Here is a 23,659-nt window from a genome sequence, read left to right as displayed (position 1 = left end):
CAGTGGTCAGGTAGCGGAATAGGTCAGTCGGTAGATCGCGCCGGCGCTGTCGTCGGAGATCAGCATCGAGCCATCATCGAGCACCAGCAGGTCGACCGGACGGCCGAACACTTCGTCGCCGCGGTGGAAGCCGGTGATGAAAGGCTCGTACGCCTGCGCGTCGTGGCCATCCAGACGCACCAGCGTCAGTCGATAGCCGCTCTTGGTGCGGCGGTTCCACGAGCCATGCTCGGCGATCAGCACCTGGTTGCGATATTTCTCCGGGAATGCCGTGCCGGTATAGAACTTCACTCCGAGCGGCGCGACGTGTGCGCCCAACGTCTGCACCGGCGGCGTCATGCGAGCGCAATCGCCGAGCTTGCCGTATTCGGGGTCCTTGGTGTCGCGGCCGTGGCAGTAAGGAAAGCCGAAGTCGAGCCCGGCGCGCGGCGCCACGTTCAACTCGCATGGCGGCTGATCGTCACCCATGTAGTCACGACCATTGTCGGTGAACCAGAGTTCCTTGGTTTCCGGATGCCAGGTGAAACCCACCGTATTGCGAATGCCGCGCGCGAACACTTCGTGGCCCGAGCCGTCGGCGTTCATGCGGGTGAGGCTGGCGTACTTCGGCTCGTTACAAACATTGCAGGGCGCACCGATCGGCACATACAGCTTGCCGTCCGGTCCGAACGCAATGTATTTCCAACCGTGATGGCGATCTTTCGGCAGGTCATCGCGCACGACTTTCGGCGCCGGCACGTTGGTCAATGACGACTCGATGTCGTCATAACGAAGGATGCGATTGATCTCGGCGACATACAGGGCGCCGTCGCGAAAGGCGACGCCATTCGGCATGTTCAGTTTGTTTGCAATCACATGCACCGTTGGCTTCAGGCCGGTACCAGGCGTACCGCTGACGGCGTATACAGTCGTGCCGCGCGTGCCGACAAACAAAGTGCCCTGCGCGCCCAACGCCATGGAGCGCGCGGACGGCACATTATCGGCAAAAACTTCGAGCTGAAAGCCGGCGGGCAGGCGAACGTTCTGCAGCACCTTGTCCGTAGCCGGAGATGCAGCAGCGGCCGTCGCCAACAACAGCGACAGCAAGCTGAACAGCAGGCGGTGGAGCGAGATGGGCATGGTGTCTCCTCTGGGAAGACACAGTGTAACCACCGCGGAGACCAGCGGTTAGCGGTTGGCGGTTAGTCGACGGAGGCGAGGTCAGTTCTTCACTAACCACCAACCGCCAACCGCCAACCGCTTCCCTCTTACACCTTTTCTTCGATGCGCGCGGCCTTGCCGGTCAGATCGCGCAGGTAGTACAGCTTGGCGCGACGCACATTGCCGCGACGCTTCACGGTGATGTCACCGATCGACGGGCTGTAGGTCTGGAACACGCGCTCGACGCCTTCGCCGTGCGAAACCTTGCGCACGGTGAACGAGGAGTTGAGGCCGCGATTGCGACGGGCGATCACGACGCCTTCATAGGCCTGCGTGCGCTCGCGGTCGCCTTCTTTCACCTTCACCTGCACCACGACGGTGTCGCCGGGCGAGAAATCCGGAATCTGGCGGCCGATGGCTTCGCTCTCGAGCTTTTCGATGATGTTCATGGTCCTACCCATCCTTTCAAACCGGCGGCGGCGACTTGTTCTCGCGCTCCGCCAAAAATTCTTGCAATAAGCGCTGCTGCTCGGCGGTCAGCGCCAGTTTCTCGATCAAGTCCGGCCGCCGCAGCCAGGTGCGCCCGAGCGCCTGGCTCTCGCGCCAGCGGCGGATCGCGGCGTGATTGCCACCGACCAGCACCGCGGGCACCGCCCGCCCCTCGAACACTTCCGGCCGCGTGTAGTGCGGCCAGTCGAGCAGTCCGGCGACGAACGAATCTTCCTGCGCCGATGCTTCGTCGCCCAGCACGCCCGGCAGCAACCGGACGACGGCGTCGATCAACACCAGCGCGGGCAACTCGCCGCCCGACAACACGTAGTCGCCGATGGACACGCTCTCGTCGATTTCCGACTCGATCAGCCGCTCGTCGACACCTTCATAGCGCCCCGCCAGCAACAGCAGGCCGGGCAGCTTCGCCAGCTCTTGCGCCTTCGCGTGACTCAGCGGCGCCCCATCGGCGGCGAGATATACGCTGCGGCTGCCTGCCGGCAATCGCGCCTTCGCGGCTCGTATCGACGTGCGCGCCGGCTCGATCTTCATCACCATCCCCGGCCCGCCGCCATAGGGGCGGTCGTCGACGGTCTTGTGCACATCCGTGGCGAATTCGCGTGGGGTCGTGGCGTTTACCGTCACGGTGCCCCGCTCGATGGCGCGGCCCAGCACACCCACTCGAACCGCTTCGGCCACGAACTCCGGAAACAGCGTCACCACTTCGATGCGCATTGTTCTTCCGGCCTCAATCGTCCAGCCAGTCCACGCCCCAGTCGAACACGATGCGTCCGGCATCCAGGTCGACCTTGACGATGCGATCCTTGACGAAGGGGATCCAGTGCTCCTTCGCCCCTCGGATCACCACCACGTCGCCGCCCGGCGTGCTGCGGAAGTGATCCACGCGGCCCAGCGTTTCACCGCCCGGGGTCAGCGCTTCCAGCCCTTCCAGGTCGCTCCAGTAATACTCTCCAGGCTCCGTCGGCGGCAGCTGGCTGCGCGGGACGCCGATCTCCACGCCCGTCTGCAAACGCGCATCTTCCGGAGTCTCGATGCCGGCGAGCTTGGCCTGCACGCCCTTGGCGGTCATCCGCCCGTCTTCGACTTCGACCTGCTGCCACTGCCCGGCCCGGTTCAGGTACCAGCGGTCGTAGTCCAGAATGTTGTCGGGCGGGTCGGTGTACGAGGTGATCCGAACCCAGCCCTGCACGCCGAACGGGCTGCCGATCTTGCCCAGCACCACCCAGCGGTCGCCGCCCTGCTCTTTCGCAGGCCCGGCTTTCTCAACCTCGCTGCCCTGGTCGCTCATGCACGCTTGCCGCAGTCACGTCGCGCGCTCGGGCAGCGCGGACGCCTCGTTAAGCCGCGGCGGCCTGCTGCTTGCGATGCGTCTTGACCAGCTCGGCGACGCGCTCGGACGGCTTGGCACCCTTACCGACCCAGTAGTCGACGCGGTCCAGCTTCAGCTCCAGGCGGCGCTGCTTGCCGGTCGGAATCGGGTTGAAGAACCCGACCTGCTCCAGGGTCATGCCGCCCTGACGCGTCCGGCTGTCCGTGACGACGATGTGATAGAAGGGCGACTTCTTCGCCCCGCGGCGGGTGAGCCGGATCGTGACCATGCTACTAAAGCCTCGAATTCGATAGGTAAAGCCGGGCGTCCGGGCACGGAGCTCCCGGAAAAGGGCGCGAACTATACTGAAAACGGGTGGGTTGGGGAAGGGCTGCGGTTGGCTTGGGGCCTGGGGTTTTGGGGCCACCTGGGTTTTGGAGCTGGGGTGCTGGCCGGCCCAAGAACCCTCCCCCTGCGCCCCCTCCCGTGCCGGGAGGGGGAATTCTTTCTTCTTTAATTTTTCGCTTAATTTTCGCCTGCGGCGGGCCCGGAAGGCGAAGGTTGCTTTGCCTGCGCCGTCGCGATTTACCAATCGCCGCCTGCACTTGCCTGCCATCCCACAGGCGACGGATGCCCGGGTGGCGGGGGCCACCCGACGTCCATCTTCTTGATAAAAAATAAATTTACAAAAAATTTAGTTCCCCTCCCGGGCACGGGACGGGGTCAGGGGGTGGGCTCTTCGGCGTAAAAGAAAACCTTACGCAGCAACGACCTAATGAGGCCGCGGGAAGCCACCGCCGCCGAAGGCACTCATCAACCTCCGCAGACCCCCACCCTTCGAGAAAGTCTTCATCATCTTCTGCATCTGCATGTGATTTTTCAGGAGCTTATTGATCTCCGACACATGCACCCCCGAGCCCGCCGCGATCCGGCGCTTGCGGGAAGCATCGATGGTCTTGGGGTAGCGACGCTCGCCCGGGGTCATGGAGCGGATCATGGCCAGCTGGCGCTTGATCTCCTTTTCATTGCCTTGGGGCATCTGCGCCGCCTTGCCAGCCAGCTGCGCCGGCAGCTTGTCCATCAGGGCGCTCAGGCCGCCCATCTTCTCGACCTGCTGCAGTTGGTCGTGCAGATCCTCCAGGTCGAAGTCCTTGCCCTTCTTGAGCTTGCGAGCCAGCTTCTCGGCCTGCTCGCGATCAACGTTCTGGGTGACTTTTTCGACCAGCGACAGGACGTCGCCCATGCCCAGGATGCGCGAGGCGACTCTCTCAGCATGGAATGGCTCCAGAGCATCGGTCTTCTCGCCCGTGCCCATGAACAGGATCGGGGCGCCCGTGATCTGCCGGACCGACAGGGCGGCGCCACCGCGGGCGTCGCCGTCGGTCTTGGTGAGCACTACACCGGTCAAGGTGAGCGCCGCGCCGAAGGCCCGAGCCGCGTTCACGGCATCCTGACCTGCCATGCTATCGACGACGAACAGCGTCTCCGTGGGCGATACCACGCTGCTGATGTCCCGGATCTCGGCCATCATTTCATCGTCGACGTGCAATCGGCCGGCGGTATCGATGATCAGAACATCGAATAGCGACCGCTTCGCCTCTGCCAACGCTTCCTGCGCCAGGGTGACCGGGGACTTCTTGGGATCGGACGGGAAGAACGCCACGTCGAGCTGTGCCGCGAGCCGCTCCAGCTGCAGGATGGCGGCGGGCCGATAAACGTCGGTACTGGCCAGCAGCACCTTCTTGCGCTCGTTTTCCTTCAGCCACTTGGCGAGCTTGCCGGCCGAGGTGGTCTTACCCGCGCCCTGCAGGCCGGCCAGCAGGATGACCACCGGCGGCTGGGCGCGCAGGTTCAGCGGCCGGACGCCGGCGCCCATCAGCGCGATCAGCTCGTCGTGGATGAGCTTGATCAGCATCTGGCCGGGGGTCAGGCTCTTGTCGAACTCCTGGCCCACCACCTTGGCGCGGATGGCCTCGATGAAGCCTTTCACCACGGGCAAGGCCACGTCGGCTTCGAGCAGCGCCATGCGTACCTGGCGCAGGGTGTCGGCAATGTTCTCGTCGGTGAGCCGCCCGCGGCCGCGCAGGCTCTCCATGACGCCTTGCAGGCGTTCAGTCAGTTTGTCGAACATGAATTTGCAGCGATTGGCGGTTAGCGGTTGGGGGTTAGTGTAAGACCAATAGGTATGATGGCTACAGTCGGCCGCAAATCCAGTCCAAGCGCCGCTCCCGGACTAACCACCAACCGCTAACCGCGATCCGCTATCCTAACGGCGTCATCCATATTCCTGGTTCGCCCAACCGCAGTGCTGTCCATCGTCGTTCTCGCCTGCTACCTGGCTTGCGCCGCATGGCTTGCCTCGAGCGTGTACCGCGCCGACGAGAATGCCGCGCGCGGCCGCCGTATCGCGGGCCTGGCGCTCGGCACCATCTCAGTGGCGCTGCATGCCGTCCTGCTTTGGCAGAGCGTATTCACCAGGCCCGAGCTGGCCTTCACGGTCGCCGAAACAGCCTCGCTGATCGGCTGGCCCACCGGCCTGATCGCGCTCGTGGCCACCTCGATGCGGCCGCGGTTCGCCGGCATCAGCTCAATTCTCCTGGTCATCGCCGGCGCGGTCGCCGCCACCACCGTGGAAGGCAATGCCGGCTACACGCTCGAACAGCCGAGCTGGGAGATCGCGGTTCACATCGTGCTTTCGACGTTGGCTTATGCGCTGCTGACCATCGCTGTGGCATTGGCCCTCGCGCTGGCGCTGCTCGACCGTCGTCTGCGCCATCGCCGCCCGCTCGGCACACTAATGTTCCTGCCCTCGATGGAGGCGCTCGAATCGGCCACCTTCCAGGCGCTCGGCGCGGGCTTCGCGGTGCTCACCCTCGCGCTGTTCAGCGGATTCATCTTCGTGCGCGACCTGTTCGCGCAGCACCTCATCCACAAGACCGTCCTGTCCTGCCTCGCATGGGTCGTGTTCGCAGTGTTGTTGTTCGGCCGTTGGCGTTTCGGCTGGCGCGGCCGTGTCGCGCGCACCTGGACGCTCAGCGGCTTCGCGCTGCTGGGCCTGGCCTATTTCGGTTCCAAGATCGTGCTCGAAACCATTCTCGGGCGGCATTGGGGCTGATGGCGTCGATGGCGGCCGCCGTGTTCTCCTCCTTCGTGAGTCGTATGAGATCGAGTAGATGAGCGTGTGGGTGGTGCTGGCGGTGATCGTTGCCGCGCTCGTCGGATTCTTCGTGGGCCGCGCGGTCACGCGTGCGCCGGCTCGAGAGCAGCGCCGCGATCACGCACCATCGTCCGGCGAAGGTCCACACCGCCGCCTCACCGACAAGTTGCTCGACCTCGACACCATCAAGGTCGACGACATCATGATTCCTCGCAACGAGATCGCGAGCATCGATATCAGCGACGACTGGGACACCATCATCGATACGCTGCGCACGACTCCGCATACACGCCTGCCGGTGTGCGAGAACAATCTCGACAACATCATCGGCATCCTGCATATGAAGAAGGTCGCACACGCATTGGCGCGCAGCGACCTGACGCGCGATCGATTGCTGGAGCTGGCTCGCGAACGCGAAGGTTATTTCGTTCCCGAAGGCACCACGCTCAGCGCACAGCTGCTGAACTTCCAACGAGACCGCCGGCGCATCGCATTGGTGGTCGACGAATATGGGGACATTCGCGGTTTGGTGACGCTGGAGGACATCCTCGAAGAAATCGTGGGTGACTTCACCAGCGCGCCGGGGGCGTTACACCAGGACATTCACCGCGAACCCGACGGCAGTTACGTGATCAACGGCGCAATCAGCATTCGTGTGCTGAACCGCACGCTGGGCTGGGATCTGCCCACCGACGGCCCCCGCACGTTGAATGGCTTGATTCTCGAATATCTCGAAACCATTCCTCAGCCGGGCACCGGCCTGAAACTCGGCGACCTGTCGGTGGAGATTCTCCAGACCGCCGAGAATTCGGTGAAGACCGCGCGCGTGCGGCCGATCGGCCAGCAAGAAGCGCCGGCGTCAAAAGGCGTTGCGTAACGCCTCGTCCAGCCGTTCCACTCCGATGACCTGCAACCCCTCGATCTCGCGTCGCGGCTTGTTGGCTTCCGGAACGATGGCGCGCTCGAAGCCGTGCTTCGCGGCTTCGCGCAGACGCTCCTCGCCGTAAGGAACAGGCCGCACCTCACCCGCAAGCCCGAGCTCGCCAAAGCAAACCAGTCGCGGCGCAAGCGGACGATCGCGCACACTGGATACCGAAGCCAGCACGGCCGGCAGATCCGCGGCCGTCTCGGAAATGCGCACGCCGCCGACGACGTTTAGAAACACATCGCGGCCCGCCGTCGACACTCCACCATGCCGATGCAAGACGGCGAGTAGCAGCGCCAGACGATTCGCCTCCAGTCCCACCGCCACGCGACGCGGATTCATGCCCTGCGCTTCATCGGTGAGCGACTGCACTTCGATCAGCATCGGTCGACTGCCTTCGCGCGCCACCATCACCGCGCTACCCGCTACGGGCTGCGGGTGCTGTGACAGAAAGATCGCCGACGGATTCTTCACTTCGCGCAGTCCCTGCTCGGTCATTGCGAACACGCCGACTTCGTTCGCCGCCCCGAAGCGGTTCTTCACTGCACGCACCAGACGGAAACGGCTGCCGGCATCGCTTTCGAAGTAGAGCACGGTGTCGACCATGTGCTCGAGGATGCGCGGCCCCGCGATGACTCCCTCCTTGGTGACATGGCCGATGATCAACACGGACACGCCTGATGACTTGGCAAAGCGCACCAGCGCCGCGGCCGATTCGCGCACCTGCGAGGCGGAGCCCGGCGAAGATTCAACGTCGTTCGCGAACATGGTCTGAATCGAGTCGATGACCAGCACACGCGCACCGCATTGCTGCGCGTGACCGATGATGCTCTCGACGTTGGTCTCCGCCAGGAGTTGCAGGGTATCGCTCACCACACCGAGACGGCGCGCGCGCAAGCTCACCTGCTGCAACGATTCTTCGCCGGTGACGTAGAGCGTCGCGGTGGCGCGGCTGAGCGCATCGCCCGCCTGCAACAGCATCGTCGACTTGCCGATGCCGGGATCGCCGCCAAGCAAGGTCACCGAACCCAGCACCAGGCCTCCGCCGAGCACGCGATCGAGCTCTTCCAGACCAGTGGCGATGCGCGGATCGCTGGCCTCGCTCACCTCCGCCAGCCGACGCGGTCGCTCACTACCAGCGGTCAGCGGCCGACGGTCCGCGCCAGAGCGCGAGCCACGGCCGATAGTCATGCGCTTGAGTGTGTCGGCAGATCCGCAGGACGGACAGATGCCCTGCCACTGCAGACTCTCGTTGCCGCATTGCTCACAGACAAAGATTTCCTTGGTTTTGGCCATGCTGTCGTCGTTAGGGGAACGCCTGCCCGGCGCCCGTGGATGAATACCCGCACGAGCGGGCGACTTTAAGAGGACTGTGAACCGTTCGGCAGCACCGGGGCACGGACTTTGCTCCTGGCCGGCAAAGCCCGACTACGGGGCAATTGCGGGTGTGACGCTACCGGCAATTTAACCTATCGTCCTTCGCTATACTCGCGCCGCAATTTGACATGGTACCCATTCGTGGCGGCAAAACTGGCGCGTTTCTCCTGGCTTCCCGGCGGGCTGGCAGCAGCCCTGGCGGTAGCCGTGGGCCAGTGGATCTACTCCCCGGGTGAGTTGCCGCTGGAGCGCGGCGTGTACGACCGGATGATGAGCGCCGTCTCGGCGGCACCATCGCGGGAGGTGGCCATCGTCGCCATCGATGACGCCAGCCTGGCGCAGCTGGGCGAGTGGCCCTGGCCGCGCGATGTCCACGCCAGCCTCATCGACAAGTTGAAAGCGGAAGGCGCGCGAGTCGTCGCCTTCACGGTCCCTTTCGATACGGCGCGTTTTACGAGCGAGCGCGAGAAGGTTCGTGCTGCGCTCGCGCTGCTCGAATCCAGCAATCTCGGCAATTCCGACCAGGCGCGCCAACTGCGCAAGCTGCTGGGCGCATCCGCCACGGGTCGCGATCCCGACGCGCATCTAGCCAAGTCCATGGCCTCTCATGGCAACGTGGTTCTGCCAGTGCATATCCGCCTCAACGAATCCGCGACGGATACCACGCAGATTCCCGCGCGCTTCTCGCCCGCAGCCGATCCCTCGGTGGTACGCCGTGCCGCGGGTGCCGAGATCTCCATGCTGCCCGCGCCGGTGTTTCTTGCCGAAGCCAGCGGCATCGGTCACACCTATATAGAGACCGACTCGGATGGCATCGTCCGCACGAATCTGTCGGCAGTGCGTGCCGGTGGCGGCCTCGTACCATCGCTCGCTACCGTGATCTCGAGCCGCGCGCTCGGCGTGGCCGCGAACGAGATGGCGTTTCATTCCAGCAATGTAGTGACCCTGGGAACTCGCCGTACGCCGCTGGATTCCAGTTTGCACAGTCGTCCGCGTTACTTCCCGGCCAGCGGCGTGCACGCATTTCAGCAATATCCCTACTGGCAAGTGTTGTCGGGCGGCGTGCCCAAGGGCGAATTGCGCGGCAAGGTGGTGCTCATCGGCTTGATGAACAGCGACATGACCGATGAAACCCTGGCCACCCCGGTCAGCAAGGTCACGCCGCCGGTGGTGGCGATCGCCAGCGCCGTGGCGAGCGCGCTCGCCAGTCAATCGTATGCTCGGCCCTCCTATGCGCCGGTGATCGAATGGTCGGCAATCGTGCTGGTGCTGTTGTTCTGCGCATTCGGCTTGCCTCCCCTGGGCGCGGCGATCGGCGGAATGACCACGTTTTTGTTCACGGTGCTGCTGGCCGGCACAGAGGTCATGCTGCTGCGCTCATCGCAGACTGTGCTGCACCTCATGCTTCCCTGTATGGCACTGGCCGCGGGTTACGGGTTATATCTGCTGAGCGAACTGATCCGGCGCGCCAATATCAGAACCGAAGCTGCGCGCGACCCTGCCGCGAACCTGCGCACGCTGGCGCAGACATTCCACAAGCAGGGACAACTGGATCTAGCATTCGAGACTTATCAACGCTGCGCGCTGGACGCACCGACGATGGAGTCGCTGTATAACCTTGGAATGGATTTCGAGCGCCGGGCACAGTTGGCCAAGGCGTCGGCCGTGTACTCCTATATCGCGACGCGCGATCCGAACTATCGCGAGCTGAAGGCTCGGCGCGCGCGCGTCCGCGAGGAACCCCTCACTCGCGCGCCCGCGACCCGCGAATCGGTAACGCGTGAACCGCCACCGCCTACCGCTCCGCCGATGAAGCGCGAACCACCGCGGCCGATACGCTCGCGGCAACCGGCGTTCGATATCAAAGACCACGAAGAAACCGTGCCCGATCTGCCCGACCTGGCCCCGCCGGGCCGTCCGTCGTCCAAGCGCAAGCTGGGCCGCTACGAGATCGAGCGCGAGCTGGGCAAGGGCGCCATGGGCATCGTCTATCTGGGGCGCGATCCGAACATCAACCGGGTGGTGGCGATCAAGGCCATTCCGCTCGCCGAAGAGTTCGAGGAGGAGGATCTCGCCGAAGCGCGGGCGCGCTTCTTCCGCGAGGCGGAGATGGCGGGCCGGCTGAACCATCCGGCCATTGTCACGGTCTACGATGCAGGCGAGGACAATGGCCTTGCGTACATCGCCATGGAGTACCTGCGGGGCCATCATCTCAGCACCCACACCGACGTGAAGCAGTTGCTGCCGCCGAAAACCGTGATGCTGCTCGTCGCCCGGGTGGCCGAAGCGCTGCACTATGCGCACCGGCAGAACGTCGTTCATCGCGACATCAAACCAGCTAATATAATGTTCAATCCCGAAACGGATGAACTGAAAATCACCGACTTCGGAATCGCACGCCTGACCGATACAAGCCGAACCAAAACCGGAATCGTCCTGGGCACACCCTCATTCATGTCACCGGAACAGCTGGAAGGCCGCACGCTCGATGGTCGCTCCGATCAATTCGCGCTGGGCGTCAGCCTGTATCAGCTGCTGTGTGGTCAACTGCCGTTCCGCGCCGACTCCATGCCGCGGCTGATGCACAAGATCGCCACGGAGCCGCACGCCCCGATTCGCACCATTCGCCCCGACCTGCCAGCGGAGATCGAGGACATCATCGACCGCGCGCTGTCCAAGTCGGCGGACGACCGCTATGTGACCTGCGCCGAAATGGCCGTGGCGCTGCGCGCCGTGGCCGGCTCGCTGGAACAGGACGCCAAGCAGGCCGAGCACGAGTGGCTGCTACCGTGACTCCGCGCAAGATTCGTAAGCTGTGTGCTCCCAAGTTGTATGTTCCAGGGAGGGTCCGTTAGGTGCGTGGCAAGATCCGCTCCGTGGGCCTGAGCGATGTCGGGCGCGTGCGTGAGCACAACGAGGACACGATCGGCGTCGACGCCGACATCGGCCTGTTCGTGCTGGCCGATGGCATGGGTGGCTACAACGCCGGCGAGGTCGCCAGCGGCATCGCCGTGAAGACCGTGATGAGCCTGGTGAAGGAAGCGGTCGAGCACCAGGACATGACCACCTCCGATCCGGAGACCGGCATGGCCCGGCCCAGCATCGTGCTGCGGGATTCCATCGCGCGCGCCAACAAGATCATCTACCAGACCGCCAAGACCCAGCCTCAGTGCGAGGGCATGGGCACCACCATCGTCGCCTGCCTGTTCTTCGACAACCGCGTGGCCATTGCCCACGTCGGCGACTCGCGCCTGTACCGGCTGCGCGCCAATCGGCTCGAGCAGATGACCATGGATCACTCCCTATTGCAGGAGCTGGTCGACCGCGGTTTCTATTCCCAGGCCGAAGCTCAGCGGGCCACCAACAAGAACTATGTGACCCGAGCCCTGGGGGTGGAGCCCACCGTCGACGTCGAGGTCCATGAACAGCCTGTGGATAAGGGCGACTTCTTCTGTCTGTGCTCGGACGGGCTGTCCGACATGGTCGAAGACGACGACATTCACTTAACTATGAGCACCTTTAGTGCTAGCCTTGAAACGGTAGCTAAGCAATTGATTCAATTGTCGAACGACAACGGCGGTCGCGACAACGTCTCGATCATCCTTGCGCAAGTTGTGGACTCGTTCGCAGCGCGGACAGGGGTAGTTGACAGAATCTTGCGCTGGTTTGGTTGAGTCTACTGGTCGCGCACTGGCACTTCGCGGGGACGAGCAAATGGCACGGTTGATCCTCAGCCTGGACGGTCAGGTCCTGGCCGAATACAACATGAACAAGGAGCGGTACACCGTTGGCCGGCTCCCCGACAATGATATTCGCATCGACAACCCGGCCGTGAGCGGTCACCACTCGCTGGTGATCAACATCCTGAACGACTCCTTCCTGGAAGACCTGAATAGCACCAACGGCACCTACGTCAACGGCAAGCTGATCAAGAAGCACGCGCTCCAGCACGGCGACGTCGTGACCGTCGGCCACCATCAGCTGCGCTTCGTCGATACGCAGAGCACCGATGGCGAGCCGGATGAATTCGAGAAGACGATGGTGATCACGCCCGGCTCCGCCGTGGCCGCGATCGCCGCAAAGAAAGCTTCGGCCGTGGCGCCACCTGCTCCTGCTCCGAAGGCTGCGGGCGCGCCGACGCCCGTTTCGACTTCCTCTGCTCCGCTCACTCGCCCCATGCCGCCCACCGGCAGCGCGAGCGCCACCGGCGACAGCGCCGGCGTCGCTCTGCCCAAGGCCAAGTTGCAGGTGCTGAGCGGTGCGTTCGCCGGCCGCGAGCTGGAGCTGAACAAGGCTTTGACCACACTCGGACGCCCCGGCGTCCAAGTCGCCGCCATCACCCGCCGCGCCGACGGTTATTTCATCGTCCACGTCGACAGCGGCAAACCCGGAGACTATCCGTCCGTCAACGGCACCGCCATCGGCGAGCAGGCTCGCAAGCTGGTGGACAACGATGTGATTCTGCTGGCGGGCGTGAAGATGGGATTCTTCGAAAGCTGAGCGTCAGCTCATGACGCCGCCGCAGTTTTTTGCAGCAATCGGGCGCTCGTCTTGCTCCGAAAAAGAAAAGAAAAATGGAACTTTTCTTTTCTGGGCGGAGCGGCTCCGAAGGAGCCGATCAAGCTCCCTTCCAGATCAGCGGCACGCGTGAAGTCACGCGACACACCAACTCATAACAAGTGGTGTCCGCGTATGGCGCGAGTCGTTCGGCGGGCAGCCCCTCGCCCCAAACGGTAACCTCGTCTCCTGTCTTCGCAGAAGGCAGATCGGTGATATCAATGGCAATCATGTCCATCGATACCCGCCCGGCGATCGTCGCCTCTTTGCCCGCCACGAGCACGGGCGCACCGCCACGCATGCCGCGAGGGTAACCGTCGCCGTAACCGATGGCCGCGATGCCGATCCGTGATGGCCGCTGCGCGCGCCAGATGCCGTTGTAACCGACAGCCTCGCCCACGCCGATGTCTTGAACCGCAATCAAGTGCGTGGACAACGTCATCGCCGGACGCAGTCCGAAATCGGCCGCGGTTTTGCCCGGCATCGGCGACATCCCATAGAGCATGAGCCCCGGCCTCACCCAGTCCTGATGCGACTCGGGCCAGGCAATGACGGCCGCGGAATTTGCGACGCTGCGCTCCAAACCGAGCGGCGCAACTGCTTCATCGAACAGGCGCAATTGATCGGCCGTAGCATCGCCGCGACTGCCCACAGGCAATGAGTTGTCGCCGCCCCGTGCGTTGGAAGACAACACCGCTTTGGAAGCGCCGACTGGAGGAACATCAGCGCGCTCTTCCGACGACGACAAGTGCGTCATCACTCGAATCAAACTCACTGCAGAGCAACGCTGCAATCGTGCATGAGCCGCAGCGAAGTCGCCGGCGCGAAAGCCGAGCCGGTTCATTCCGCTGTTGAGCTTCAACCAGACCACGAAACGATGCGAGCCGGCGAATTGCTCCAACACGTCGAGCTGCTCGGGCGAGTGCACGACGATCTCGCATTGTTCCTTGGCGGCGATTGCGAACTGCTCGGCGCCAAACACACCTTCCAACAGCAGGATGCGCTGAGTGACGCCAGCCTCACGAAGGGCGACAGCCTCGGCCAAACGAGCGACACCCAGGCCGTCAGCATCCGCGAGCGCACGAGCGACGCGGACCATCCCATGGCCGTAACCATTCGCTTTGACGACAGCAATGACGCGGGAACGAGGCGCCATCCGCCGCACCACAGCCAGGTTGGCACGCAGTGCCGACGCATCGATGGTCGCAACGGGAAAGCTCATGACCCGGCTACAGACAGTCCCGCCCAATGGAACCTAACTCGAGCCGCCCCAGGCACAGGGATGTGCCCGCTGCCGCAGGCGGCGAGCGCAGGAGGAAAAGTCGCGCCTTTTCCTCTCTACGCCCACAGCGCGAGTGGCAGGATGCCCGAGTCGCTGTCATCAAAAAGGTCCATCTCCGTAAGCCATCTCGGGCACGTAGTTCTCGAACTTCGTGAACTTGCCGAGGAAGGTCAGCTCGATGTCGCCTGTCGGGCCATTACGCTGTTTGGTGATGATGATGTCCGCGATGCCCTTGCGCGGCGTCTCCGGGTTATAAACTTCTTCGCGGTAGATCATCATGATGACGTCCGCGTCCTGCTCGATGGCGCCCGACTCGCGCAGGTCCGAGCTCACCGGCCTCTTGTCGGTACGTTGCTCCACCGCGCGATTGAGCTGCGACAGCGCGATTACCGGCACCGACAATTCTTTCGCGAGCGCCTTCAGTGAGCGCGAAATCTCGGAGATCTCGGCGGTGCGGTTTTCCTTGTTGCCGGGCACCTGCATGAGCTGCAGGTAGTCGACCACGATCAGATCCAGCCCGTGCTCGCGCTTCAAACGCCGCGCACGAGCGCGCACTTCGGTAGGAGACAACGCCGGCGTGTCATCGATGTAGATGTTCGATGACTTCATCATGGAGATGGCCATTTGCACTCGCGACCAGTCGTCGTCATCGAGCTGGCCGGTGCGCAGCTTGGTCTGATCGACGCGCCCCAACGAAGAGACCATGCGGAACGCCAGCTGCTCGCGGCCCATTTCCATGCTGAACACGCCGACCTTGGCCTGTTTGGGGCCGAAGGCGGCGTTCTCGGCCATGTTGAGACTGAAGGTGGTCTTGCCCATCGAAGGACGGGCCGCGACGATGATCAGATCGCCTTTCTGCAGGCCGGCGGTCATTTCATCGAGCTTCTTGAAGCCGGTGGACAAGCCGGTGATGGCGCCCGGGTTCTGCGCCAGCGTATCGATCAGGTCGATGACCTTGCCGACTTCGTTGCGCAACGGCACGAAGCCCGAGCCGGTCTTGTTACGGCTCTCGGCGATCTCGAATACGCGCCGTTCGGCTTCGTCGAGAATTTCGGCAGCGTTGCGGCCTTGAGGATCGTAAGCGCCGTTGGCGATTTCACCACCGACCGAGATCAGCTGCCGCAGCGTGGAGCGCTCGCGAACCGCATCGGCATAGGCACGAACGTTGGCGGCGCTGGGCGTGTCACGAACCAGCTGCGCCAGATAGGCAAGGCCGCCGACTTCGGCCAACAGGCCTTTACGCTCCAGCCACTCGGACAGCGTGACTGCATCGGAAGGCTCGCCGAGCGCGCCGCGCTCGGAGATGGCTTCGAAGATGATCTGGTGATCGCGGCGATAGAAATCTTCGGCGACGATGCGGTCGGCGATGTTGTCCCAGACGCGGTTGTCCAGCATCAGGCCGCCGAGCACGGCCTGCTCCGCCTCGATGTTGTGAGGCGGGACTCGAATATCATCCACCGCTCTATCGCGGGCGCGCCGCGCGCCCGCGAACGAAACCTTGTTGTCGGCTTCGGCCATCGGTGGCGCGGCGAAGATTATTCTTCGCCGACGATGACAACCGGCAGATCGACGTTGACGTCGGTGTGCAGATGCAGCTGCACGACGTGCTCACCCGCCTGGCGGATCGGGCCATTCGGCATGCGCACTTCGGCGCGCTCGACCGTGTGACCCGCCTTGCGCAGGGCCTCGACGATGTCGCTGTTGCCGACCGAGCCGAACAGCTTGCCTTCGCCGCCGGCCTTGGCCGTGAGCGTCAGCTTGAAGCCTTCGAGCTTCGCGGCGCGCGCCTGGGCGCTGGCCAACTCTTCCTTCGCCGCCTTCTCGAACTCGGCGCGGCGCGCCTCGAACTTGGCGACGTTCTCGGGCGTGGCCAGGGTGGCCTTGCCCTGCGGCAGCAGGTAGTTGCGGCCATAGCCGGACTTCACCTTGACCTTGTCACCGATGTTGCCGAGGTTGGCAACCTTCTGTATCAGAATGATTTCCATGAACCTTTCCTCACTATCAAGAGGCCTCAGTTAAACGCTCTGCGTGCGCGGCCGCAGCCAGTTGTCCGCGAAGCCCCATAGCGCAAGCATGAATATTACGATCGAGGTGACCGGCAACACGATCAGCAATACATATATTGCCACCAACCAGCCCCGATCCAACCGCCCCACCGCCTTGCTACGATGAGCGGCTGCCAGTCCTTGAAAAGCCAGCGCCGCGAAGGCGACCCACGCCAGCGATGCCAGCAGGGCCGAGTCGGTCAGCATGGCCGCGATGAACAGGGCCGTGGTCGCAACGCCCAGCGTGCGCCCCAGGCGCAATTGCCGGTATTCGGAGCCGAACGAGCCCGGAGCATCCAGCAGCGACTGCCACCACCGGCCCAGCAGCACCGCCCCGAAAATCGTCGCCAGCGACAACGCAGCCAGCGCGCCCCACATGGTCCGGGACCACGCCGCGATGATCAGGTCGCGGTCGCCTTCGAGTCGCAGGCCGGCGTTGGTCATCGACGTCCATACCAGCTCGATCTGTTCGCGCCACATGCCGACCGGATCGGGCAGCACCGCGAACAGCACGAGCAGCAGCACCGCGTGACCCAGCAACGCCACCTGGTACACCAGGTTCAGCGAGCGACTCCACCGCAGCAGCCTGCCCAACAGCACAGGTCCGAAATACAGCAGCCCGACGGCAAACACCAGCCAGGCACTGAATCCCGCCACCGACAGCACCACCCAGCCGGCCGCGGTGCCGGCGGCCACCGCCATGGCGATGGCGTAGCGCAGATCGAAGCGCAGCGCCACCAGGACGGCAATCGCACCGGCCAACACCAGGAAGGGCAGCGGCATCTGCGGCGAAAGCGCTCCGCTGATGGCGCTCGCGAAGGCGGCGCGCCAAGGATGACCTGTCAGCCAGTCGGCGATTGCACGGTGCATGAACGTGCCCCCGCCCCGCCGTTCGGGGCGTGGGCGTGGAACGAGAGCTCTTTAGTGCTGGTCGGTGTACGGCAACAGCGCCAGGAAGCGAGCGCGCTTCACGGCGGTCGCCAGCTGACGCTGATAGTGCGACTTGGTGCCGGTGATGCGGCTCGGGACGATCTTACCGGTCTCGGTGATGTAGCTCTTCAGGATACCGAGATCCTTGTAGTCGATCTGCTCGATGCCTTCGGCGGTGAAGCGGCAGAACTTGCGACGGCGGAAAAAGCGGGACATGGGTTAACCCTCAAAGTGAACGGATGGTGGGCTTCAGGTCGAGGCGGACGCGCCTTCTTCCTCGTCGTCACGCGAGAAGCGCTCGTCGCGTTCCTCGTCGCCCTTCGCCATCGGCGAGGGCTCGGTGACGGCCTTGTCCATCTTGATGACCAGGTGGCGGAGCACGGCATCGCTGAAGCGGAACGCGCCAGTGAGCTCGGCCAGCGTCTTGCCGTCGACCTCGATGTTCATCAGCACGTAATGGGCTTTGTGGACCTTGGCGATCGGGAACGTCAGCTGCCGACGGCCCCAGTCCTCCAGGCGATGCACGGTGCCGTTGCCGGCCGCGATCATGCTCTTGTAGCGTTCCAGCATGGCCGGAACCTGTTCACTCTGGTCAGGGTGCACCAGGAAAACGATCTCGTAGTGTCGCATTGCTGCTCCTCATGGGTATGCCGCCCGGGTCGAGAGTCCGGTGCGACAAGGAGTTGAAGGAAACTGCCCGCGCGGAGCCAGGCCCCGGGCGCAACAGGGCCGCGGATTCTAGCCAAGCGCTCGCGGCAACGCAATTGGCGTGCGCGGCTCGATTTTCAGGCTCGATCGCCCGCTTGGCCCCAGCACGGCTAAGACATTTCCCTAGCTGCCTTGCCGGTACGACGCTGATTCGATGCTGGACTGCATCAAGACGCGGGGTGAGCCGCCGCTACAACCTGTGCGCCCTTCGGTGCAGGACTTTACATAGTGAACGGCTCCTTCAACGCCTGGCTCGTGACGCTATCGTTCGTGGTGGCGGTCTGCGTTTCGTACACGGCCCTGAACCTGGCCTCGCGTGTGGCGACTGCCCAGCGCCGCTACGTGGGCATGTGGCTGGCCGGTGGTGCGGTCGCCATGGGCGTGGGCATCTGGTCGATGCACTTCATCGGCATGCTGGCCTTCTCGTTGCCCATCCCGCTCGCCTACGACATTCCGAAGACCCTGATCTCGCTGCTGATCGCCGTGCTGGTGTCCGGCTTCGCGCTCGTCATCGTCACTCGTCGGCGGGCCAGCCTGGTGCGGCTCGCCGGCAGCGCGGTCGTCATGGGCCTGGGTATCGCAGCGATGCATTACTCGGGCATGGGCGCGATTCGCATCGTGCCGCTGATCACTTACGAGCCCAAGCTGCTGATCGCCTCGATCGTCATCGCCATCCTGGCGTCGTTCGTCGCGCTCTGGCTGTTTTTCCAGCTACGCGGCGGCGCTTCGTGGCGCATTCTGGTGCAACGAACCCTGGCCTCGCTGGTGATGGGTGCTGCGATCTGCGGCATGCACTACACGGGCATGTTCGCGTCGCAGTTCGCACCGGACTCCTACTGTGTCGGCGCTACTTCAGCCAACAGCACGTGGCTTGCATTGATAATCGCAGGCTTTTCGCTCGGCGGGCTGCTGATAACGATGATCCTGCTGCTCTACGACTCGCACCTCGAATCGCGCTCACGCCAGCATGCAACGGCACTCGAAAGTGCCAACGCCCGCCTGCAACACCTGGCGACGCATGACTCGCTCACCGAGCTGCCCAATCGTTTGCTGTTCGATGATCGCCTGTCACAGGCGATTTCCTATGCCGAGCGGCATGGCGGCCGCATCGCCGTGCTGGTGCTCGATCTGGATCGTTTCAAGATGATCAACGACTCGCTCGGCCATCATGGCGGCGATGAATTGCTGAAAGAAGCGGCCAATCGCCTGCGCGGCATGCTGCGCAAGAGCGATACGCTTGCCCGCACCGGCGGCGATGAGTTTGTGCTGATCGCCGATGAGATCGAGGGCGAGAGCGACGCCGAACAGCTCGCGCAGCGGCTGCTCGAAAGTTTCGCCAGGTCGTTCCACATTCTCGACGTCGACATCCACACGTCGCCGAGCATCGGCATCAGCGTATATCCGCAGGACGGCGCTCGCGCGAGCGACCTGATAAAACACGCCGACGCGGCGATGTATCACTCGAAAAAAGTCGGCGGCAACACCTATACGTTCTTCGCGCCTTCCATGCATGAGTTCGCGCAGGAACGCGTGGAGCTGGAGAACGGCTTGCGGCGGGCGCTGGTCAAGGGCGAGCTCGAACTGCACTACCAGCCGAAGGTACACGTGACCAGCGGCCACATCAGCAGTACCGAGGCGCTGATCCGCTGGCGTCATCCGAAGCGAGGCCTGGTGCCGCCGGGCGACTTCATTCCGCTCGCGGAAGAAACGGGACTGATTCTGCAAATCGGCGAATGGGTATTACGCCAGGCCTGCCGCCAGGCGCGCGAATGGCAACTGCAGGGCCTGGCGCCGGTGCGGGTCGCCGTCAACATGTCGGCGCTGCAGTTCAGGCAGAAGAATCTGGTCGACATCGTGCAGTCGGCGCTGGCGGACGCCGATCTCGAACCGACCTATCTGGAGATCGAGCTGACGGAAAGCGCGGTCATGCACAACGCCGCTTCCTCCGCCGCGATCCTGGAGCGTCTCAGCCGCATCGGCGTGCACATTTCCATCGACGACTTCGGCACCGGCTACTCCAGCCTCAGCTATCTGCGCCGCTTCCCGCTCGATAAGCTGAAGATCGATCGCAGCTTCATCAAGGACGTGGTGGCGAACCCCGAAGACGCGGCCATCGTGCACGCCATCATCTCGCTGGCGCACAGCCTGCGTTTGAAAGTCATCGCCGAAGGCGTGGAGACCGAGCAGCAACTGCAGCTGCTGCGCGATCTGGGCTGCGATCAGTATCAAGGCTTCTTCTGCAGCCCGGCGATGAGCGCGGATGAATTCGCCGAAATGATTCGCGCCCACAACGGCGGCAAATTCGATCCGCTCGCCACCATGAGCCGGCTTTATGTACCGCGAAAGCGGCGCACGGCCGCCTCATGATCCCGGTCTGACACCCGTCACTGGCGCTGGCGCAGCGCCTCGTACAGCAGGACGCCGGTCGCGACGGACACATTCAAGCTCTCCACCACGCCGCGCATGGGAATGCTCACCAGCACGTCGCAATTCTCGCGTGTGAGCCTTCGCAATCCCGTGCCTTCTGCACCGAGCACGACGGCCAGCGGGCCGGTGAGCTTGGTCGAATATAGCGAGTGCTCCGCCTGGTCGTCGGTTCCGACGATCCAAACCTCGCGCTCCTTCAACCAGCGCAACGTGCGCGCCAGATTGGTCACCTGAATCAAAGGCACGGTCTCCGCTGCGCCGGAGGCAACTTTGCGGACCGTGGCCGAAAGTCCGACCGCGCGGTCCTTCGGCACGATGACCGCGGTGACGCCGACAGCATCCGCAGTTCGCAGACAGGCGCCCAGATTGTGCGGGTCCTGCACACCGTCCAGGACCAGCAGCAACGGCGGCGTCGTGCAGGCATCGAGCAAGTCATCGAGCGCGCCTTCACCCAGCGCGCCGACACTGCGAATCTGCAGGCACGCACCTTGATGGCGCTCGTCGCCTGCCATCCGGTCCAATTCGCGACCGTCGCGCCACTCCGTCTTGATGGATCGAGCCTGCGCCAATTGCACCAGCTCGTTGATCCGCGCGTCCTTCCTATCCTTCTGCAGGATCAGCAACGCGGCCCGCTCGGGTCGTTGCTGCAGCAGGGTCCGCACCGCGTGCAGCCCGAAAATCAGCGTGAGCTCGCTCATCCTCTGCCTCGATGCTGGTTGCGTCGACGCTGCCAGGGTCCACGCACCATGCGTTGACCGCCGCCCGCCTCGGCCAGCTCGAAGTCGATTTTACGTTCATCGATGACCACGTTGATCAACCGCACGCGCAAATGGTCACCCAACCTGAAGATGCGGCCGCTGCGCGCCCCGACCATGCGATATCCGGACTTGTCGCGCGAGAAGTAGTCGGCACCCAAGGCGCTGACATGCACCAGCCCGTCGATCTGCAGCCCTTTGACTTGCACGAACAGACCGAAGTCGACCACGCCAGTGACCAGCGTATCGAACTCCTCGCCGATCTTGTCCTGCATGTACTCGCACTTCAGCCACGACAGCGCATCGCGAGTCGCTTCGTCGGCACGCCTTTCGGTGTGAGAGCACGACTGCCCCAGCGTCGACATCATGCCCAGCGTCCAGGGGAACGTCTGGGCGTTGCCGCCTCGCAGGATGTGGCGAATGCCACGATGAACCATCAAATCCGGATAGCGCCGGATCGGCGAAGTGAAGTGTGCGTATTCGGTCAGCGCCAGACCGAAGTGACCGATGTTCTCCGGCTGATACACCGCCTGCGGCATGGAGCGAATGACGACGGTCTGGATCAAGTGCGCTTCTTCGTGACCCACCGCCCGCTGCAGCACCGCGCTCAAGTCGTGCGGCTCCAACTCACGATCCGTGGGCAAGTGAATGTTGAAACCCTGCAGGAACTGGCGCAGCTGTTCCAACCGGTCCTCTTCGGGTTGGCCATGCACTCGATACAGCGTAGGAATGCGATGTTTCTTCAGGAAGCGCGCCGCCTGCACGTTCGCGGCGATCATGCATTCCTCGATCAAGCGGTGCGCATCGTTGCGCGTGGACTCCACCAGCGAAGCGATCTTGCCGTTCGCATCAAAGTGCACCTTCAGCTCGGGCGCGTCGAAATCGAGTGCACCGCGCTTCAGCCGCGCACGATGCAAGGCTTTGAAGACGCCGTACAGGTCTTGCAGCTGCGCGCCCAACGCACTCACTTCAGCATCATGAACGGCCGCCGGATTGACCAGATAGGCCGCGACCTTCGTGTACGTCAGCCGCGCCGCCGAGCGCATCAACCCTTCGAAGAACCGCGCGCGAGTGACTTTGCCTTCGGCATTCACTCGCATCTCGCAGACCATGCAGAGCCGATCGACATGCGGATTCAACGAGCACAGGCCGTTGGACAGCGCTTCCGGCAACATCGGCAACACCCGGTTGGGGAAGTAAACCGAAGTGCCACGCAACTGTGCCTCGCGATCCAGCGCTGCATTGGGAGCAACGTAACTAGCCACGTCGGCGATCGCGACCAGCAACCGCCAGCTGCCGCCGCGCAATGACTCGCAATACACCGCGTCGTCGAAATCGCGGGCGTCCTCGCCATCGATGGTGACCAACGGCACCTCGCGCAGATCTTCGCGGCCTCGCTTGGCAGCCGCCGGAACGGAACTGCCGAACGCTTCGGCCTCGGCAATGACTTCATGTGGAAATTCGAATGGCAACCCGTGCGAGTGAATCGCGATGTCGGTTTCCATTCCGGGCGCCGCATGCTCGCCGAGCACGCGTGTGATATGTCCAAGCGGCTGCGCCGTTCTCGACGGCTGCTCGATCAACTTCACCAGCACGACCTGCCCCGCACGCGCGCCACTCAGATGCTGGCGAGGCACCAGCACACGATGGCTGATGCGCGGGTTGTCCGGCACGACGAAACAAATACCCGACTCGTCATAGAGCCGGCCGACGATCTCCTTGGTGTTGCGCTCCAGGACCTCGACGATGGAGCCCTCGGGCCGGCCGCGATGATCGGTTCCGCTGATGCGCACGGCGACCCGGTCGCCATGCATGGTCTCGAGCATCTGTCGTGGTGCGAGATAGATGGGCGCCGAACGGTCTTCGGGCAACAGGAATCCATGCCCGTCCTTGTGTGCGCTGACGATGCCGACGATGAGCGATAAACGCTCGCGCAGGCAGTATTCCTCGCGCCGGTTGCGAATGATGACGCCCGACTGCAGCAGCTCTTCCAGTTCCTTGGTCAGCCGTTTGCGGGCCGAAGCGCCATTGCGTCCGGCGCGGGCCGCCAGCTCATCGAAATTCAGCGGCCGGCCGGCGGCCTGCAGGACTTGAGGGATGGCCGACTGGTCACGCGATGACCGCGGCCGGTGGTCGGACCGGGTGGCCGGTCGACCGGGTCGATGACTTGCACGGGTCGAGGCTTTTTGGGGTTTACGAGTTTTTTTTCTTGGCTTCATGAGTATTCATTGGGACGTTCGGCGGAGGTTTCGAAAGAAATCGTCCGCAGGAGCCAGGCTTGTCATTGACAGCCCTAAATGGCATCGGTACATTGCGCGCCTCTTGCGGGGGCAGCCCCGCGTTCCCTTCCTTGCCCAGGTGGCGGAACTGGTAGACGCGCTGGTTTCAGGTACCAGTGGAGCGATCCGTGGAGGTTCGAGTCCTCTCCTGGGCACCATCTCCAAAACAAGAACCAGCCCGAAGGCCGGCATCATAACTCATCCCAGGCGGATCCAGTTGGCAGATGGACGGGCGGACGCACCCACCGGGTGCGATCC

The 23,659-nt window shown here is 63.6% G+C and carries 21 protein-coding genes and 1 tRNA gene; 7 read left to right on the top strand and 15 right to left on the bottom strand.

Annotation, left to right across the window (positions count from 1 at the left end; genetic code table 11):
• Nucleotides 1-6: 6 nt before the first annotated feature.
• The 6 genes from VGE08_RS17195 to ffh all read right to left on the bottom strand — a co-directional run bounded on the left by VGE08_RS17195 (nucleotide 7) and on the right by ffh (nucleotide 5,090).
• Nucleotides 7-1,119 carry a sorbosone dehydrogenase family protein gene (locus VGE08_RS17195; protein ID WP_331069144.1) on the bottom strand — a complete coding sequence of 371 codons (1,113 nt, stop codon included), beginning with the start codon at nucleotides 1,117-1,119 and terminating at the stop codon, nucleotides 7-9.
• Nucleotides 1,120-1,247: 128 nt separating this feature from the next.
• On the bottom strand, nucleotides 1,248-1,589 hold the full coding sequence (gene rplS / locus VGE08_RS17190; protein WP_331069143.1) for a 50S ribosomal protein L19: 342 nt from the start codon (nucleotides 1,587-1,589) through the stop codon (nucleotides 1,248-1,250).
• A 16-nt stretch (nucleotides 1,590-1,605) separates the two neighbouring features.
• The gene (gene trmD / locus VGE08_RS17185) at nucleotides 1,606-2,364 is read right to left on the bottom strand and encodes a tRNA (guanosine(37)-N1)-methyltransferase TrmD (RefSeq protein WP_331069142.1); all 759 of its coding nucleotides are present in this window, start codon (nucleotides 2,362-2,364) and stop codon (nucleotides 1,606-1,608) included.
• A gap of 13 nt (nucleotides 2,365-2,377) precedes the next feature.
• A complete protein-coding gene (gene rimM, locus VGE08_RS17180; protein ID WP_331069141.1) occupies nucleotides 2,378-2,938 on the bottom strand; it encodes a ribosome maturation factor RimM in 561 nt (186 codons plus the stop codon).
• A 49-nt stretch (nucleotides 2,939-2,987) separates the two neighbouring features.
• Entirely contained in the window at nucleotides 2,988-3,248 is a 261-nt protein-coding gene (rpsP, locus tag VGE08_RS17175; RefSeq protein WP_331069140.1) for a 30S ribosomal protein S16, read from the bottom strand.
• Nucleotides 3,249-3,731: 483 nt separating this feature from the next.
• Nucleotides 3,732-5,090 (bottom strand): signal recognition particle protein, encoded by a 1,359-nt coding sequence (gene ffh, locus VGE08_RS17170; protein ID WP_331069139.1) that lies wholly within the window; start codon nucleotides 5,088-5,090, stop codon nucleotides 3,732-3,734.
• Nucleotides 5,091-5,264: 174 nt separating this feature from the next.
• Here ffh and VGE08_RS17165 point away from each other — a divergent pair, with 174 nt between their 5' ends.
• A complete protein-coding gene (locus tag VGE08_RS17165) occupies nucleotides 5,265-6,074 on the top strand; it encodes a cytochrome C assembly family protein (protein ID WP_331069138.1) in 810 nt (269 codons plus the stop codon).
• A 58-nt stretch (nucleotides 6,075-6,132) separates the two neighbouring features.
• On the top strand, nucleotides 6,133-6,993 hold the full coding sequence (locus VGE08_RS17160) for a transporter associated domain-containing protein (protein ID WP_331069137.1): 861 nt from the start codon (nucleotides 6,133-6,135) through the stop codon (nucleotides 6,991-6,993).
• Here the strand turns inward: VGE08_RS17160 and radA are convergent.
• On the bottom strand, nucleotides 6,976-8,337 hold the full coding sequence (gene radA, locus VGE08_RS17155; RefSeq protein WP_331069136.1) for a DNA repair protein RadA: 1,362 nt from the start codon (nucleotides 8,335-8,337) through the stop codon (nucleotides 6,976-6,978). The genes VGE08_RS17160 and radA overlap by 18 nt on opposite strands.
• Nucleotides 8,338-8,559: 222 nt before the next feature.
• Here radA and VGE08_RS17150 point away from each other — a divergent pair, with 222 nt between their 5' ends.
• The 3 genes from VGE08_RS17150 to VGE08_RS17140 all read left to right on the top strand — a co-directional run bounded on the left by VGE08_RS17150 (nucleotide 8,560) and on the right by VGE08_RS17140 (nucleotide 12,918).
• Nucleotides 8,560-11,211, top strand: a complete 2,652-nt coding sequence (locus VGE08_RS17150) for a serine/threonine-protein kinase (protein ID WP_331069135.1) — start codon at nucleotides 8,560-8,562, stop codon at nucleotides 11,209-11,211.
• A gap of 62 nt (nucleotides 11,212-11,273) precedes the next feature.
• Complete coding sequence (locus tag VGE08_RS17145; protein WP_331069134.1) at nucleotides 11,274-12,092, top strand: Stp1/IreP family PP2C-type Ser/Thr phosphatase; 819 nt, start codon at nucleotides 11,274-11,276, stop codon at nucleotides 12,090-12,092.
• Nucleotides 12,093-12,132: 40 nt separating this feature from the next.
• The gene (locus tag VGE08_RS17140; RefSeq protein WP_331069133.1) at nucleotides 12,133-12,918 is read left to right on the top strand and encodes an FHA domain-containing protein; all 786 of its coding nucleotides are present in this window, start codon (nucleotides 12,133-12,135) and stop codon (nucleotides 12,916-12,918) included.
• Between the two features lie 118 nt (nucleotides 12,919-13,036).
• Here the strand turns inward: VGE08_RS17140 and alr are convergent, their stop codons facing one another.
• The 6 genes from alr to rpsF form a co-directional block, all read right to left on the bottom strand.
• Complete coding sequence (gene alr / locus VGE08_RS17135; protein WP_331069132.1) at nucleotides 13,037-14,197, bottom strand: alanine racemase; 1,161 nt, start codon at nucleotides 14,195-14,197, stop codon at nucleotides 13,037-13,039.
• A gap of 159 nt (nucleotides 14,198-14,356) precedes the next feature.
• On the bottom strand, nucleotides 14,357-15,775 hold the full coding sequence (dnaB, locus tag VGE08_RS17130; RefSeq protein ID WP_331069131.1) for a replicative DNA helicase: 1,419 nt from the start codon (nucleotides 15,773-15,775) through the stop codon (nucleotides 14,357-14,359).
• 17 nt (nucleotides 15,776-15,792) lie between these two features.
• Entirely contained in the window at nucleotides 15,793-16,242 is a 450-nt protein-coding gene (gene rplI, locus VGE08_RS17125) for a 50S ribosomal protein L9 (RefSeq protein ID WP_331069130.1), read from the bottom strand.
• Nucleotides 16,243-16,272: 30 nt separating this feature from the next.
• Nucleotides 16,273-17,172 carry a hypothetical protein gene (locus VGE08_RS17120; RefSeq protein ID WP_331069129.1) on the bottom strand — a complete coding sequence of 300 codons (900 nt, stop codon included), beginning with the start codon at nucleotides 17,170-17,172 and terminating at the stop codon, nucleotides 16,273-16,275.
• 51 nt (nucleotides 17,173-17,223) lie between these two features.
• A complete protein-coding gene (rpsR, locus tag VGE08_RS17115) occupies nucleotides 17,224-17,448 on the bottom strand; it encodes a 30S ribosomal protein S18 (RefSeq protein ID WP_331069128.1) in 225 nt (74 codons plus the stop codon).
• A 33-nt stretch (nucleotides 17,449-17,481) separates the two neighbouring features.
• The gene (rpsF, locus tag VGE08_RS17110; RefSeq protein WP_331069127.1) at nucleotides 17,482-17,862 is read right to left on the bottom strand and encodes a 30S ribosomal protein S6; all 381 of its coding nucleotides are present in this window, start codon (nucleotides 17,860-17,862) and stop codon (nucleotides 17,482-17,484) included.
• Nucleotides 17,863-18,165: 303 nt separating this feature from the next.
• Here rpsF and VGE08_RS17105 point away from each other — a divergent pair, with 303 nt between their 5' ends.
• Nucleotides 18,166-20,307 (top strand): putative bifunctional diguanylate cyclase/phosphodiesterase, encoded by a 2,142-nt coding sequence (locus VGE08_RS17105; protein WP_414717506.1) that lies wholly within the window; start codon nucleotides 18,166-18,168, stop codon nucleotides 20,305-20,307.
• Between the two features lie 17 nt (nucleotides 20,308-20,324).
• On the opposite strand, the gene rlmB is transcribed toward VGE08_RS17105, so the two are convergent.
• The gene (gene rlmB / locus VGE08_RS17100) at nucleotides 20,325-21,065 is read right to left on the bottom strand and encodes a 23S rRNA (guanosine(2251)-2'-O)-methyltransferase RlmB (protein ID WP_331069125.1); all 741 of its coding nucleotides are present in this window, start codon (nucleotides 21,063-21,065) and stop codon (nucleotides 20,325-20,327) included.
• On the bottom strand, nucleotides 21,062-23,341 hold the full coding sequence (gene rnr / locus VGE08_RS17095) for a ribonuclease R (RefSeq protein ID WP_331069124.1): 2,280 nt from the start codon (nucleotides 23,339-23,341) through the stop codon (nucleotides 21,062-21,064). The genes rlmB and rnr overlap by 4 nt, the downstream gene beginning before the upstream one ends.
• Nucleotides 23,342-23,474: 133 nt before the next feature.
• Between rnr and VGE08_RS17090 the strand changes: the two genes are divergently transcribed.
• A tRNA-Leu gene (locus VGE08_RS17090) sits at nucleotides 23,475-23,559 on the top strand.
• Nucleotides 23,560-23,659: the final 100 nt, after the last annotated feature.

The organism is Steroidobacter sp. (assembly GCF_036406195.1).
Lineage (GTDB): Bacteria > Pseudomonadota > Gammaproteobacteria > Steroidobacterales > Steroidobacteraceae > Steroidobacter.
The sequence above is the reverse complement of the archived record's forward strand: the minus strand, read 5'-3'. Positions and strand labels throughout refer to the sequence as shown.

Coding starts and splice junctions, on each gene's coding strand:
- alr (WP_331069132.1), bottom strand. CDS start 14,197: ATGAGCTTTCCCGTTGCGACCATCGATGCGTCGGCACTGCGTGCCAAC.
- radA (WP_331069136.1), bottom strand. CDS start 8,337: ATGGCCAAAACCAAGGAAATCTTTGTCTGTGAGCAATGCGGCAACGAG.
- rlmB (WP_331069125.1), bottom strand. CDS start 21,065: ATGAGCGAGCTCACGCTGATTTTCGGGCTGCACGCGGTGCGGACCCTG.
- rplI (WP_331069130.1), bottom strand. CDS start 16,242: ATGGAAATCATTCTGATACAGAAGGTTGCCAACCTCGGCAACATCGGT.
- rnr (WP_331069124.1), bottom strand. CDS start 23,341: ATGAAGCCAAGAAAAAAAACTCGTAAACCCCAAAAAGCCTCGACCCGT.
- trmD (WP_331069142.1), bottom strand. CDS start 2,364: ATGCGCATCGAAGTGGTGACGCTGTTTCCGGAGTTCGTGGCCGAAGCG.
- VGE08_RS17160 (WP_331069137.1), top strand. CDS start 6,133: ATGAGCGTGTGGGTGGTGCTGGCGGTGATCGTTGCCGCGCTCGTCGGA.
- rpsR (WP_331069128.1), bottom strand. CDS start 17,448: ATGTCCCGCTTTTTCCGCCGTCGCAAGTTCTGCCGCTTCACCGCCGAA.
- rpsP (WP_331069140.1), bottom strand. CDS start 3,248: ATGGTCACGATCCGGCTCACCCGCCGCGGGGCGAAGAAGTCGCCCTTC.
- VGE08_RS17195 (WP_331069144.1), bottom strand. CDS start 1,119: ATGCCCATCTCGCTCCACCGCCTGCTGTTCAGCTTGCTGTCGCTGTTG.
- VGE08_RS17140 (WP_331069133.1), top strand. CDS start 12,133: ATGGCACGGTTGATCCTCAGCCTGGACGGTCAGGTCCTGGCCGAATAC.
- rpsF (WP_331069127.1), bottom strand. CDS start 17,862: ATGCGACACTACGAGATCGTTTTCCTGGTGCACCCTGACCAGAGTGAA.
- dnaB (WP_331069131.1), bottom strand. CDS start 15,775: ATGGCCGAAGCCGACAACAAGGTTTCGTTCGCGGGCGCGCGGCGCGCC.
- rimM (WP_331069141.1), bottom strand. CDS start 2,938: ATGAGCGACCAGGGCAGCGAGGTTGAGAAAGCCGGGCCTGCGAAAGAG.
- ffh (WP_331069139.1), bottom strand. CDS start 5,090: ATGTTCGACAAACTGACTGAACGCCTGCAAGGCGTCATGGAGAGCCTG.
- rplS (WP_331069143.1), bottom strand. CDS start 1,589: ATGAACATCATCGAAAAGCTCGAGAGCGAAGCCATCGGCCGCCAGATT.
- VGE08_RS17120 (WP_331069129.1), bottom strand. CDS start 17,172: ATGCACCGTGCAATCGCCGACTGGCTGACAGGTCATCCTTGGCGCGCC.